This is a genomic window from Paenibacillus sp. CF095, from assembly GCF_900101225.1.
Lineage (GTDB): Bacteria > Bacillota > Bacilli > Paenibacillales > Paenibacillaceae > Paenibacillus.
Window position 1 is genome coordinate 3,452,711 of sequence record NZ_FMZN01000001.1, and the last position, 14,807, is coordinate 3,467,517.

Annotated in this window: 13 protein-coding genes; 2 read left to right on the forward strand and 11 right to left on the reverse strand. The window is 44.1% G+C overall.

The features are described from left to right. Positions 1-192 precede the first annotated feature (192 nt). The 8 genes from BLS69_RS15045 to BLS69_RS15080 all read right to left on the reverse strand — a co-directional run bounded on the left by BLS69_RS15045 (position 193) and on the right by BLS69_RS15080 (position 8,428). Complete coding sequence (locus BLS69_RS15045; protein WP_062833426.1) at positions 193-1,155, reverse strand: ABC transporter permease; 963 nt, start codon at positions 1,153-1,155, stop codon at positions 193-195. Beyond that, positions 1,156-2,235: an ABC transporter permease gene (locus BLS69_RS15050; protein ID WP_091032853.1), complete on the reverse strand. Its 1,080-nt coding sequence runs from the start codon at positions 2,233-2,235 to the stop codon at positions 1,156-1,158. Then, on the reverse strand, positions 2,228-3,766 hold the full coding sequence (locus BLS69_RS15055; protein WP_091032855.1) for an ABC transporter ATP-binding protein: 1,539 nt from the start codon (positions 3,764-3,766) through the stop codon (positions 2,228-2,230). Before BLS69_RS15055 ends, BLS69_RS15050 begins: the two co-directional genes overlap by 8 nt. Before the next feature lie 298 nt (positions 3,767-4,064). Further along, complete coding sequence (locus BLS69_RS15060; RefSeq protein ID WP_091032858.1) at positions 4,065-5,105, reverse strand: BMP family lipoprotein; 1,041 nt, start codon at positions 5,103-5,105, stop codon at positions 4,065-4,067. 579 nt (positions 5,106-5,684) lie between these two features. Next, entirely contained in the window at positions 5,685-6,044 is a 360-nt protein-coding gene (rplT, locus tag BLS69_RS15065; protein ID WP_017689664.1) for a 50S ribosomal protein L20, read from the reverse strand. An 88-nt stretch (positions 6,045-6,132) separates the two neighbouring features. Beyond that, positions 6,133-6,336, reverse strand: a complete 204-nt coding sequence (gene rpmI / locus BLS69_RS15070; protein WP_017689665.1) for a 50S ribosomal protein L35 — start codon at positions 6,334-6,336, stop codon at positions 6,133-6,135. Positions 6,337-6,360: 24 nt separating this feature from the next. Then, positions 6,361-6,855 (reverse strand): translation initiation factor IF-3, encoded by a 495-nt coding sequence (gene infC / locus BLS69_RS15075; protein ID WP_017689666.1) that lies wholly within the window; start codon positions 6,853-6,855, stop codon positions 6,361-6,363. A 334-nt stretch (positions 6,856-7,189) separates the two neighbouring features. Continuing rightward, positions 7,190-8,428 carry a glycosyltransferase family 2 protein gene (locus BLS69_RS15080; protein WP_036610177.1) on the reverse strand — a complete coding sequence of 413 codons (1,239 nt, stop codon included), beginning with the start codon at positions 8,426-8,428 and terminating at the stop codon, positions 7,190-7,192. Between the two features lie 710 nt (positions 8,429-9,138). On the opposite strand from BLS69_RS15080, the gene BLS69_RS15085 reads away from it, so the two are divergent. Next, positions 9,139-9,666: a phosphatase PAP2 family protein gene (locus BLS69_RS15085; RefSeq protein WP_091032860.1), complete on the forward strand. Its 528-nt coding sequence runs from the start codon at positions 9,139-9,141 to the stop codon at positions 9,664-9,666. Between the two features lie 50 nt (positions 9,667-9,716). Continuing rightward, positions 9,717-10,868, forward strand: coding sequence for an MGDG synthase family glycosyltransferase (locus tag BLS69_RS15090; protein ID WP_091032863.1), 1,152 nt, complete (start codon positions 9,717-9,719; stop codon positions 10,866-10,868). Positions 10,869-11,007: 139 nt separating this feature from the next. Here BLS69_RS15090 and BLS69_RS15095 read toward each other — a convergent pair whose 3' ends face one another. From BLS69_RS15095 to BLS69_RS15105, 3 genes are all read right to left on the reverse strand, one after another. Continuing rightward, on the reverse strand, positions 11,008-12,561 hold the full coding sequence (locus tag BLS69_RS15095; protein ID WP_371129048.1) for an ABC transporter substrate-binding protein: 1,554 nt from the start codon (positions 12,559-12,561) through the stop codon (positions 11,008-11,010). Between the two features lie 100 nt (positions 12,562-12,661). Beyond that, positions 12,662-13,525: a carbohydrate ABC transporter permease gene (locus tag BLS69_RS15100; RefSeq protein ID WP_370511436.1), complete on the reverse strand. Its 864-nt coding sequence runs from the start codon at positions 13,523-13,525 to the stop codon at positions 12,662-12,664. 96 nt (positions 13,526-13,621) lie between these two features. After that, the gene (locus BLS69_RS15105; RefSeq protein ID WP_017689672.1) at positions 13,622-14,527 is read right to left on the reverse strand and encodes an ABC transporter permease; all 906 of its coding nucleotides are present in this window, start codon (positions 14,525-14,527) and stop codon (positions 13,622-13,624) included. Positions 14,528-14,807: the final 280 nt, after the last annotated feature.

A 14,807-nucleotide genomic window follows, 5' to 3' on the forward strand; every position in this document is an offset into this window, starting at 1 on the left:
TTCAAAACAGTGTATTCGTCCATCACTGAATTCGCCTGTTTCTTTGTCCCTACCTGAAAATATGGGTATCTGCATGAGAACCAAAACAAACGTGAAAAAGTGGATTGGTGACGCTCAAGAAAACAAAAAAAGGCCCGCACAAGGCGGACCCTTTTATCAAGCTTTTGGATAGTAAATTGACATATTGCAAGTTTACCTTTTACCCGGGTCATACGCTTCACCGAGTGCAGACGGAGCCGAAGAACGTCCAACCGCTGCAACGAGAACGATGATGGTAAGCAGGTAAGGCAACATAAAAATAATTTCCTGGGGAATACTTTGTGACCATTCAAACAACTGTACATAGTTTCGGATCGCTTGTGAGAATCCAAAGAAGACAGCCGCACCAAAGGCACCAATCGGATTCCACTTACCAAAGATCATAGCTGCAATGGCAATATAACCTTGGCCGGAAACTGTATTGTGTGAGAATGTACCCGTAGTTGTCAACGTAATCGCAGCTCCACCAATGGCCGCAAGCGCACCACTGATCATAACGCCAATATAGCGATAACGAAGCACTTTAACACCAACCGTATCAGCCGCACTTGGATGTTCACCTACAGAACGAAGGCGCAGACCAAATGGCGTTTTGAACATAATGTAATACGTCAGGAATACGAACAGAATGGCCAGATATGTCGTTGGATATACGTTCTTGAAAAAGGCTTCTCCAAGCAAAGGAATGTCTTTCAAGAATGGCACATCAAACTTGCTGAAGCCTTGAACCAACGGTGAATCACCAGAACCTTCAAACAACAGTTTAACCAAGTACAACGTACTTCCTGCTGCCAAAAAGTTAATGACGATACCACTGATAATCTGGTCTGCCTTAAATGTGATAGACGCAACGGCATGAATCAGCGATACCAGTACGCCCAATACAATCGCAAGCAAAACCCCCATCCAGGCCGAAGTCGTTCCACCCATGCCCGCTTCTTGAGCATAATGCGCCCCGATTCCAGCTGCAAAGGCACCAAAGACCATAAAACCTTCAAGTCCAAGGTTTGTTACACCTGATTTTTCCGAAAAGATTCCGCCGAGTGATGCAAAAATCAATGCCGTAGCAAAGACAAGCGTCGTATTGATAATTTGCCCAATTGTCAACAAGTCCATCTACAACACCTTCTCTTTCTTACGCTTCGAATAGAACGGTTTGAGTATCCAGCGCACGATGCCTTGTGCCGCAATAAAGAAGATAATCGAACCGATCACAATCCGAATAATCTCAGGCGGAACATCCGCAGCAAAACTCATACCTGCAGATCCGTACGTGAGGGTACCAAACAACACTGCACCCAACAACACCCCAAACGGATGATTCAAACCAATTAGCGCAACAGCTATTCCGTCAAAGCCTGTACCTGGTGAACCCGACATTACGGTCTGGTAATGGAACACACCAAGAACCTGGAATGCACCACCAAGACCGGCAAGCATACCACTGATAAACATCGCTTTTACGATATTCCGGTTAACATGCATACCTGCATATTCAGCCGCATTAGGGTTGTAGCCTACCGCGCGGATTTCAAAACCTTGTTTTGTTTTCCACATATAGATATAAAAGAGCACAGCCATCACAAGGGCAATCAACGTCCCCATGTGTACACGGGAGTTGCCCATCAGTTCAGATAACCATGTGAGACTAATCGAAGCCGATTCGCTGATATCCACGGAGCGATTCTCGCCCTTCAACAGCAAGAATTGGCGTACGATAAGGTTGGCCAGATACAGACCAATCCAGTTCAACATGATACTACTGATAACTTCATTGACCCCACGTGCCGCTTTCAGATAACCAGCAATAGCTGCCCAGAGACCACCAAACAGTGCACCAGCAATCAAAGCCAGTGGCGCATGAAGGTAGATCGGCAAACCTGCAAATTTAACACCAACAAATGTCGCAGCTGTCATTCCGACGAGAAATTGACCTTCTCCCCCGATGTTAAACAGCCCTGCACGTGATGCAAATGCAAATGCAAGTCCAGTCATAATTAATGGTGTCATTTCCCGTACTGCTTCACCAAAGTTGTACATGTCTCCAAATACCTTGGTGAACAATGCTCCATAGGCTTCGATTGGATTGTAGCCACCAATCAGCATGACAACTCCACCGAGAATAAGACCCATAATAATAGCTACTACAGGCAAAATAAATGAATCTCGCGTAAACCATTTCAATACGTTATTCATGCGCAGTACCTCTCTTTTGAGTGCTGCCCGCCATCATCAAGCCGAGCTCCCTATCATTGGTTTCTTCCGGCAGCACCTCGCCAACGATCTGGCCTTCATAGATGACAGCAATTCGGTCAGATACATTGATAATCTCATCAAGCTCAAATGAAATCAGCAGAACAGCCTTACCTTGATCACGCTGTGCAATCAGTTGCTTTTGCACGAACTCAATAGCCCCTACGTCCAAACCACGCGTTGGCTGTGCAGCGATAAGCAGTTCAGGGTTTTTATCTACCTCACGGGCGATAATGGCCTTTTGCTGGTTTCCTCCGGACAAGGAACGAGCTTTGGTCTCGATGCTTGGTGTACGCACGTCAAATGCCTCAACAAGCCGCTTAGCCTGCTTTTTGATCGCATCGAAGTTAAGGAACCCTTTACGTGTGTATGGTGCTTTATAATACGATTCCAGAACGATATTTTCACTCACTGAAAAATCAAGTACAAGTCCGTGTTTATGTCGATCTTCCGGAATGTGGGCTACACCCGACTCCGAGATATGGCGCGGAGAATGATTGGACAGCTCCTTACCCTCCAAAAGAATCGAACCGCTCTCGACTTTACGAAGTCCGGTAAGGGCTTCAATCAGTTCACTTTGACCGTTACCATCCACGCCTGCGATTCCGACAATCTCTCCTGCACGTACGTTCAGGTTAAGTTGGTTCAGAACCGAAATACCTTCTTTATTCTTGGCCGTTAATTTACTGACTTCGAGCACATTAGCTCCAGGTGTAGCCGGTTTTTTGTCCACTTTGAATGTGACATTCCGCCCCACCATTTTCTCTGCCAGCTCATTCGGATTGGTTTCCGATGTTTTAACCGAATCAATTACTTTACCCCGACGAATAATGGTTACCGTATCGGAGATTTCCATAATCTCTTTCAGTTTGTGTGTGATCAAAATAATGGACTTTCCTTCAGCAGCAAGCTTCTTCATGATGATTATCAATTCTTTAATCTCTTGAGGAGTCAATACGGCTGTAGGCTCGTCAAAAATCAAAATATCTGCACCACGATACAATGTTTTAACGATCTCAACACGCTGCTGCATTCCGACAGAGATATCATGAATCTTGGCATGAGGATTCACTTTCAGTCCATACTGTTCAGACAGACGCTGAACTTCAGCGGCTGCTTTTTTATAATTAATATTGAGACCCTTCGTTGGTTCAGATCCCAAAATAATGTTCTCTGTTACCGTGAACGGCTGTACAAGCTTAAAGTGCTGATGCACCATGCCGATGCCAAGATCGATCGCTCGGTTAGGACTGTCGATGATGACAGGCTTGCCATTCACTTCAATGGAACCTTCATCTGGCTGATAGAGACCAAAAACAATATTCATCAACGTTGACTTACCAGCGCCGTTTTCGCCCAGTAGCGCATGGATCTCGCCTTTACGAAGCTGAAGGCTGATGGCGTCGTTGGCAACAATGCCTGGGAAACGCTTCGTAATTTGTTTTAACTCAACGACGGGGGTTGCTGCACCCATGTAATCACCCTTATAACTGATATAGTGTGGTTCCGCAAACGTAAAAAAAAACGTCTATCGACGTACTTTCAAAGAAGACAGACCGCGCTTAGCTGAAGTTTTTCTTGCGATAATCGAATGGTTCAGCTCAATAAGAACATGTACATTCTATTATCTTAAGAAAAGCTCCTACCGGAGCGTTGGTGCACAGTGACCTTGTACAATTGTTATGATGACTTGATCAAATGTTCCTGTTTTTGCAATCATAAGGCCGGTCAAGACCGGCCCCAATGATTATTCTTTTGCAACGAAGATCAAATTACTCTGTAGGAACTTTGATTTCGCCGCTGATGATTTTTTCTTTGTACTCGTCCACTTTTGCAAGTGTATCAGCAGAAACATTTTTCGTGGAAGTATCAGCGACACCTACACCGTTGTCTTTCAAAGTCAGATTCTCAGCTCCGCCTTTGAAGGTACCATCGATGATTTCTTGGTTTACGCGCTTAACAGCTTCGTCAACTTTTTTGATCATTGAAGTCAAAGTGATCTCATCACCAAACTCAAGAGATTGGTCTTTGTCAACACCGATAACCCATACATCTTGACCTTGTTTCTTGCGAGCACTTGCTTCGATAAACACACCGTTACCTGTTGCGCCAGAAGCGTGGAAGATAATATCTACGCCTTCATTGTAAAGTGTTGCTGCTGCTGCTTTACCCAAGTCAGGTTTATCAAATGCACCTGTGTAGTTAGAAATGAATTTAGCGTCAGGGTTAACTGCTTTAACACCTTCTCTGAATCCAACTTCAAACTTTTTGATCAGTGGGCTTTCCATGCCGCCAACAAAACCAATTTTGTTCGTTTTTGTTGTCAGACCAGCAACAACACCAACCAAGAAAGATCCTTCTTCTTCAGCAAAAGTTACGGATTTAACATTAGGAGAATCCACTACGCTGTCAATGATCGCGAGTTTAGCATCCGGGTTTTGGTCAGCAACCGTTTTGATTGCATCAGCCAATTGGAAACCTATACCCCAAGTCAGATCATATCCACCTTTAACGAATTCGTTCAAGTTAGGAATGTATTCTTCATCGGATTTACTTTGCAGGTATTTAACAGCAGTACCTGTTTCTGTTTCAGTCGCTTGCAGAGCTTCCCAAGCGGATTGGTTAAAGGATTTGTCATTAACTCCACCTACGTCAGTAACCATACCGATTTTGAGATCGGATTTCGCTTCAGTGGAAGTGCCACCTGTATCTCCTCCGGCATTTGTTTCTTCTTTCGGTTTGCTACCGCAACCTGCGAGCATAACCGATACCGCCAGCAACATTACCAAAGACAAGCTGAGCATCTTTTTCATTTCTCTTTTTCCCCCTTAATGATATATCCCTCATTCCAATCCAGCCTACAATTGAACGGTTAACAGATAGCAGGAATGACTTTTATGCAGAATGTATGGTTTCTTCGACATTAAAAGCGCATTCTCACCCTTGTAGCATCCTATCATCTGTCGAAAAACCGAACATTATGACATGGAGAGAAAGATCTAGGACTAGCCTACTAGAGGTGATTATACAATCAACCAGTGTTAAAATCCAGATGTTTCATCACCAAATATCACATATTTTTGTTCTTTTTTTATTGAAAACGCTTAATAATTTAGCGTTTTAACACACTAACGTTACAACGATGTGATGTTATATAACAAAAACATATCGCGAACTTTAGTGATAAGTGGGATTTACCTGTTTTTTTTTGTATTATTTCACCGTTCGTATTTTATGTATTCCCATGGGCCTTTATTCACCAGTTATCTGGTTTCATTGTTCCCTTCCAGACTTCAGCCTATTCGCTCTATTCATTCAGAGATTCATCTTCGAATTTCTTCCAAGCCGTAAAAAAAGCCGCCATATAGGTACGGCGGCTTGTATCATACAATTTAAGCGTTGATTTTGCCTTTAGCTACAGTAGCCAAAGAGTTGAACGCATTGATGTCGTTAACGGCCAGATCAGCCAACATTTTGCGGTTCATGTCTACTCCAGCAAGTTTCAGTCCATGGATCAGTTTGTTGTAAGACAAACCATTCATACGTGCTGCAGCATTGATACGAACGATCCACAGTCTGCGGAAGTTACGTTTCGTGTTGCGACGGTCACGGTATGCGTATACCAGGGATTTCATTACTTGCTCGTTAGCTGTTTTAAAAATACGGTGTTTGGAACCGAAATAACCTCTTGCCAGTTTCAAAACCTTTTTATGACGACGACGTACTACAAAACCGCCTTTTACTCTTGCCATATTAAAGAACCTCCCAAATAAATATAAATGTATCCGTGGTATGTGTACGGCCGTAGCCGATCCCCCATACGGAATGTACTAATTAGAATTAGCCTTTCAAGTTAGCCAAACCTTGTTTCAAACGTCTAACATCCCCGGCAGCCATAACTGGGTTACCGTTCAGAACGCGCTTAGCACGTTTGGATTTGTGGGAAAGCAAGTGGTTTTTGTGAGCTTTGTAACGAAGGACCTTACCGGAACCGGTAATTTTGAAGCGTCCTTTCAAACTGCTGTGTGTTTTCATTTTAGGCATTTTGTGTTTCCTCCTCCAATGTTATCAGGCTTTAGGAGCCAAGATCATGATCATACTGCGGCCTTCCAATTTTGGTTGACGTTCAACAGTACAAAGTTCTGCAACTTCTACCTTAACGCGCTCCAAAATCCGTTGACCAATCGCGGCATGTGCAATTTCACGTCCGCGATAACGAACAGAACATTTCACCTTGTCGCCTTCGTTCAAAAACTTAACTACATTACGAAGCTTCGTTTGATAATCGTGCTCCTCAATATTGGAACGGAACCATACTTCTTTAATATCAACAATTTTCTGGTTCTTACGGGCTTCTTTATCTTTCTTTTGTTGCTCATAGCGGAATTTGCCATAGTCCATAATACGACACACCGGCGGTTTAGCCTGTGGTGCCACATTGACCAGATCCAAATTCAGGTCAATCGCCATTTGCAGTGCTTCGCGAATGGGCGTAATCCCAATTTGTTCTCCTTCAGCTCCGACAAGGCGTACTTCCTTCGCCCGAATCTCATCATTAATCATGTGATCTTTACTAATAATCGTCCACCTCCAGGTCATTTTGAATATCCAGTTAAACAAAAATAAAAGGGATGCCGGTCAAGCTACCGACATCCCTGTAATCAACACAATTCTTCATGAGTATACACTTCATAAATTATTGGGATCGTTGACCAGCCAACATGTTTGTTGATCAGGTGAGAAGTCGGACTTCTGCTTGTGATTCCATTTCTATTCGTTTTAAGGCACTTGAATACTATATCACCCATAAAACACATTGTCAACATTCTTCACAACTTTTTTCGTGAATTACACATTTGTGATATCAGATGTCGACAAAGTCTCATGTGCATGTTCCTTACCCTTGTTTGCTCTGTACCTCATCCAACCGTACAACACGTGTATGTTGAGTGTGGCTCCACTGTTTGTTGTTCTGCGTAAAGAAAGCGTAGAACGTAATCGGGTACCAAGACAGCAGGTAGATCGGGAACAAAATCAGATATAGATAAACTTTGGCAAAGGTAACCTTCTCCAGCGCCATGGACAGTAGGAACGTCAGAATGTTCAAGCCAATAGCCACGAACCCAACCCATAACGGGAAGTATCCATAAATATTAGCAATGTGCGGACCGCTGAATATAGCCATGTCTACCCACATCACAGCCGTCATCAGGAACGTAAGCAATACCACATAGACATTGGCTCCATAGATAGCAAGGTCAAATTTCACCAGGCTTCTTTCCTTAATGGACTGCCAGAGCAGCGGGAAGAAGTATCTACGTGCAACTGTAAAGTGACCTTGCATCCAGCGCAGACGTTGTCTCGCTGAAGCTTTAAATGTCAATGGCTTCTCATCAAATACTTTGGCGTCATAGTTGAAAACAGGATACACATTACGTTGCACACTGCGCATCGTAAACTCCAGATCTTCAACCAGACTTGTTGCACCCCAACCAATTTCCTTCAACAGGTTGGTCTCGAAGCACATTCCGGTTCCTCCGAGGAAATTCGCCATATTCAAGTTATGACGAGACAACTGCCACAGACGGTTGATGTACCAGTAAGATACACCGTAAGCTGCAGTAATCCAGGAATCCTCCGGATTTTTCGTATCAATGTATCCTTGGATAACACGCGAACCATTGTTCAAGTCATCATTCATCTCAAGCAAGAAGTTACGGTCAACCAGGTTATCCGCGTCAAACATAACAACTGCGTCATACTGACGCGGCAATTTCCACAGGTACTTAAGCATCCATTCGATGGCATACCCTTTACCTCTTAAATCGGCATTGGTACGTACACATGCGTTTAATCCATGCTCTCTGACAATTTGAGCCGTTCCATCCGTACAGTTGTCACAGATGACAAACACATCGTACAGATCTTCCGGATAATCAAGTTGTTTCAAGTTCTCCATCAAGGCACCAATGACTTGTTCCTCATTGTGTGCTGCGACGAGTACAGCGAATGATTTTGTCGCCGGATAATGTTTCTTTTTCTTTTTCTTAATCAGACCGAACAGCGAAAACGTGAATTGGTACACGGCTAGCAGTGCCAGAATGACCTGCATCGTGACGAATATAGCGTCCAACATCGTTCTCTGTTACCCCCTTTTTTTCAAAACCCAGTTTACTCAAGCATCTCTCTTCCTGATTCTGCAATTTATTTTTTTTTGATCTGCAGAATATGACCCTGTTCTTTTGTGTACTACGTGAATATATCAGGCAATGTTTCAAAGCTTGGTTGCTATCAGTTGGCTGCTTTATCGATTCTGTATCCTTTTCAGTCATTTGTCAAAACCCCAATTCCACTTTCTGAAGCAGAAATGTGATCTTTAAACGCTGAATAGACACTTCGTGATACCACAACCTCGCATTCATGCCTGTTATATCTTATTTTCAGCCGTTTACTTGATTTTTATTTCTAAAGTCCCTGCTTTTTTCATCAGCATGTTATTCTTCGTCAGAGGCTCTATAACAAATAACGCAAACAGACCTCAAAAAGTTTGAAACAGAACTCACATTTTTTTACCTCATTTCAGCCATGTTGAATCATTGTATCTTTTTTGGCTGACCCAAGTCAAAAAGTTAAGATGGGTATATATCCACTCTTTAACATGAATTTAACGTTCTTTACATGGGTTCTTCTTGAAAAGGACAACATTTAAAAATATGATAAACATATACCTGAAATAACCTCAAGTTCATGAAAAACGGTTATATACTAATCAGGACGAAACCGGATGCAGAAAATCACCGGAAATAATGCCGCCATTACGGGCGGCCTGACTGGCAGGAGGCCAATATGAGCCGTTTATTCTCAAAGTTTCAAGATTATGATCGAAATGTTTTTATGTGGATCAACGGCCGACTTCATAATCGTTTTATGAATTTTTGGCTGTATTATTTCACCCATCTGGGTGGAGCAACTTCTTCTATTGCAATATCACTGTTAATCTGGCTGCTTGCTCCAGCTCCTTGGAGCACAACAGGACTCCAGGCATGTATCGCTCTTGCGATCAGCCACATCCCTGTAGCCATCGCGAAAAAATTGTATCCCCGCATTCGACCTTATCTGGCATTGCCGGATACAATTACGTTCCGTAATCCCCTGACGGATCACTCGTTTCCTTCAGGGCACACAACTGCCATTTTTTCGGTCACGGTTCCCTTTATGACCACTGATCCGATCTTATTGCTAATATTGTTGCCTGTGGCCCTTATTGTCGGATTCTCTCGAATTTATCTGGGATTACACTATCCTTCCGATGTTCTGGCGGGTGCCACAATAGGTACTTTAGTCGCACTTGCAACAGTTGCATTCTGGTCTTAAAGCCGATATGTTAGACTCAGAAAAACCTAGCAGGAACAGGTGAAGCAAGCGTGGAGAAAAAAAGAGTATTACTATTATCTGAAGGCTTTGGTACGGGTCATACTCAAGCCGCTTATGCACTGTCCAGCAATTTGCGAAAGCTCTCGCCAGACGTGCAGACAAAAGTGCTTGAACTGGGAAGTTTCTTAAATCCCAAGGTTGCACCTCTGATTATAACAGCATACAAAAAAACGGTTACCAACCAACCCAAACTTGTCGGATACGTATACAGACACCAATATAAAAAATCATTGAACAGGCTGACAACACTGGCGCTGCATAAACTGTTCTATACACATACACGCAGCGTTGTGCGCCAGTTACGTCCCGATGCGATCGTCTGTACACATCCGATTCCAAGTGCTGTCATATCCAGACTGAAACGTCTGGGTGTACAGGTTCCCCTATGCACAGTCATCACCGACTATGATGCACATGGGACGTGGATTAACCGTGAAGTAGACCTTTATCTGGTTTCTTCAGATGAGGTTAAGTCCAAACTAATGCTACGCGGCGTACCTACAGACAACATTCGAGTCACGGGCATTCCGGTACATCCAAATTTCTGGGAGCATCCCGGGCGAGAAGAGATCCGAAGCAGATTTAACCTCAAGAACATGCCTACTGTACTGGTGATGGGTGGCGGCTGGGGAATGCTCAGCGACAAGCTGGTCCATCCGCTGCTGACACGCTGGCATGAAGATATTCAGATCATTTTTTGTCTGGGTCGCAATGATAAAGCACGGATCAGCATGGAACAGAACCCCATGTATCGCAAAGAAAACATTCATATTATGGGGTACACCAACGAAGTAGACAAATTGATGGAAGTATCCGACCTGCTGATCACCAAACCTGGGGGAATGACATGCAGCGAAGGTTTGGCCAAAGGAATTCCAATGTTGTTCCACAACCCTATACCTGGTCAGGAAGAAGAAAACGTCCATTATTTTACGGCAAGAGGGTTGGGAGAACCCATAACTTCGCTCGACGTAGTGGTCAAATGGATGAACAAGCTGTTGCATCACTACCCGGATGTTGTACGTAAACGCAAACGTCATCTGGCGGAAATCGCCAAGGTTCATCCGATGCAGAGCGCTCAAAGCATTATCGATCTGCTGGAGGACGTTCGTCCTTCATCCGCAGAAGAGGCCCGTTTATGAATTTATCCAAATAAGGTGCTGCTTCCCGCATTCTTCGTCAATCATGCCTCTAACCAACGGCTTCAAACAAGCCTGCAACCACATTGAAAAGGTGCCTTCGGATTTGAAGGCACCTTTTCTTTATGAAGGAAAGTACAAACTATTGAATGCCTGTTGACTTCAAGTACTCCTGCCACTGCTTGGTGTATTCTGCCTGAATTTTTTCCAATCCTGCTTGTTTAGCCTTCTCCATAAATGTGTTCAATCCAGCTTCTACGTCTGCCACCAAACCTACATTAAGCGGATACAAATATTGCTTTTCCACTTGCTCCAATGCAGCCTTCTCGGCTTGGTACGGAGTCCAATCTTCAGCAAATCCTGTAAAGATATCCGGCTTTTTGATTTTGTCGAGATCTTCAAACATGGTCAGGACATCATCAAAGGTTTTATCATAGAGCATGAATTCCGGATTACGCCAAGCCCAGCCATTCATGCCCTCACGTGGGAAGCCATTTGTTTGTGCATCTCCCACCATTTTGTAGTATCCATTATCTACCTCGAAGTTTTTGCCTTCAACGCCGTATTCAGTCAACCAGTTATATCGTTTGTCTGTAACCAGTTTCTCATAAAATGCCAAGGCTTTTTCCGGGTTTTTACTGCTACGCGGAATCGCAAATCCGTTGTGGATCGGGTGAACCGGTTGTGCAAACCCTTTTGCATTTGGGTAAGGGAAATAAGCCAGTTTCCAATCTGGATGCGTAGACTGCACCTTGATTACATCTGCATTAAATTTGTTAGGGTTTTCCCCGGACAGAACAACAGCTGCTTTTCCATTTTGCAACAACGAGTTGGATGTATCTTTTACATTCAGTACGTTTTTCGGGAAAAATCCTTTGTCCATCCAACGTTTGTATGTTTTCAGGTCTTCCAGGTGTTGCGCGGATCCCCAGTAGGACGTCACGCTTGATGGTGTGTCATACATAATATCCAGTCCATATGGAAGTTGACCTGCTGTATTAACCAGCTTGGATGTCAATTGACGAATACCATGGGTATGGTTGGCATTGCTATCCGCAATCGGAATCATATTGGGTTCGTTGGCTTTGATGCCCTCCAGATACGCTTCGAGCGTCTCCAAGGATTCCGGTTTTGGAAGATTGTACTTCTCGCGCAAGTCCTCGCGGTACGCAATTCCCTCGGTTACATACTCAATCCAAGTTGATGGAACAGTATAGATTTTGTCATTGATTTTGACCGCATTCCACATGTCATCAGGTACATGAGCTTTCAGGGCTGGCGCTGCTGTAGGCAGCATTTCATCCAGTGGCAGGAACGCGCCCTTCTTGGCATAGGACTGGTAGAATGTCCAATCCGCTGTGAAGATCAGATCGATCGGCTGTCCGGAAGACAGCAGCAGTTTATATTTTTGATCCCAGTCGGTCCATGAGGTGTAGTTGAATTTCACATTGACGTTCAGATCAGCCTCAGCCAACTTATTGATCTCGGATTCAATAACAGGCAGATCTTTTGGAGCATCCCCAAGCATGTAAAATTGAAGCGTGACTTTCTCGCCTTTGTTCCCGGATGTTCCTCCCTGCCCGCTTCCTTGCGTCGATCCCCCCGAACCGTTATTACATGCGGCAAGCACCCCGGCGAACAACATCAGGGCAAGTACCAGAGACAGGTGCCGAATTGTTTTGTTACGCATACGCATCCTCCCTTTTTGTGATGAACCTTTATATGTTAGCGCAGACTCGCCATGTTTCAGACCGGAAATGATGTCAATGGCCTGACACCCACAACGTGTTCACGTTCTAACCTTTCACTGCACCAATGGTGAGTCCTTTGACAAAATAACGTTGTACAAACGGATACAGGAACAAAATCGGTCCCGTTACAACGATCGCCATTGCCATCTTGGTTGATTCGGTAGGCACATCCTGACTGAGCGTGATCCCTGTGCCAATCGCCATCTGGTCAATGAATGTAATCGTGTTCATCGTGTTGTAGAGATAAAATTGCAGTTGGTACATATCCGGGTTGTTAATGAAGAGGGATGAGGTAAACCAGTCATTCCAGTAACCGAGTGCCAGGAACAGACCTACGGTGGCGATACCAGGCATCGCCAGTTTCAACACAATGCTGAAATAGATGCGGAAGTCATTCGCTCCATCAATTTTGGCGGACTCAATCAATTCATCCGGCACTGCCGAGCGAATGAAGTTTTTCATCAGGATAATGAGGAATGGCGTCATCAACCCCGGGAAAATAAGTACGGTGTACGTATCTGTGAGATTGAAGTAGTTCGCCAGCATAATGTACCAAGGCACAAGTCCCCCACCAAACAGGGTTGTGAAGTAGATAAAAAACGAGAACGTGTTCCGATATTTAAAGTCCTTACGCTGGAGCACAAATCCGGCCATCGTGATGAGGAATAGCCCTAACGTAGTCCCCACCACCGTTGTAAAGACCGTTACTCCATAAGCCTTGAGTACCTGAGTCGGGAATTTGAACACCATTTTGTAACCTTCCAGGGAAAAGTCCGTTGGAAAGAGGTGATAACCATCCCTCACAATGGACTCGTTGCTGCTGAATGAACCGGATAGAATCAGCAGAAACGGTAGCAAGCACATGATTGATAAAATGATGATGAAGCTGTAGGAAATCAGTTGAAACATAAAAGTGAATTCCGAATCTCTGAGACGAGTATTCGTACGCGTGTGAGTATTCATTGGCGTGTTCATGATCGTTCTCCCTCCTGCCCTGCGGGCGTTCTAGAACAAGGCGTAGTCCTCATTTACTTTGCGAATAATATAGTTGACAGTCATGATCAAAATGAATCCGAATAACGACTGATACAAACCAGCTGCCGTTGCCATCCCGATATCAAACGTTACTTTCAGTGAACGATACACATACGTATCAATAATATCTGTAGCGTTGTACAGCACCCCGTTGTTACCTATCAGTTGATAGAACAGATCAAACTGCCCCTTCATAATGCTGCCGAGCGAGAACAACAACAATATGACAAAGGTTGGCTTCAGCATCGGTACCGTAATGTACCAGATCCGCTGAAATATATTGGCCCCGTCGATTCGGGCAGCTTCATAATACTCGTCACTGATACCCGTTATGGCGGCCAGATAAATGACCATGCTGTATCCAAGATTTTTCCACAGATAAAAGATGATGATCAGGAACACCCAGATCCAGGGTGTGTTATAAATGTCGACCGGGCCTGCCTCAAAACGTTTGAGCACCGTGTTCACAAAACCCGACTCGTAGTTAAACATGTTGTAAGCGATTACACTTAATAGTACAAATGAGATGAAATACGGCAAGAACATGACGGATTGCGTGATTTTTTTGAATAACCTGCCCCGGATTTCGCTAAGCATGATCGCACAGAAGATCGCCAGACCGTTTCCTAATATAATGAAGGCGAGATTGTAACCCACGGTATTGGTTGTGAGCTTCAACAGCATTCCGGATTGCCATAGGAACTTAAAGTTCTCCAGACCGACAAATGGACTACCAAATAATCCGCCTTCAAAATCATACCGGGTGAACGCATAATAGATGCCGACCATCGGAAAATACGAGTTAATGAGAAAAAAGATCAGCGTGGGCAACAGCATCAGAAACATGATTTTGTTTTTGTTCAATTCTTTGAGCATGGCTCGATCCCTCCCGAATTTCTTGCGGTGCTGCGTGGTGGAGCTCTCTTTTTATTGTAGATGCTCTCTTCACTCACGAATACTGAAGCTTCCCATCAGAAAATGAACGATTCTGCGAAATGAACTATGAACAAAATGAACGAACCATGAAATGAACAGACATCCACACACATCCGTTCACAAATGTTGATATCGTGCATAGGCTACACCTAGTGAACAATCCAGCGAAAGTTGAACTTTATGTAGAGAAACAGGCAAAATGGCCTGTCCAGCATTGATG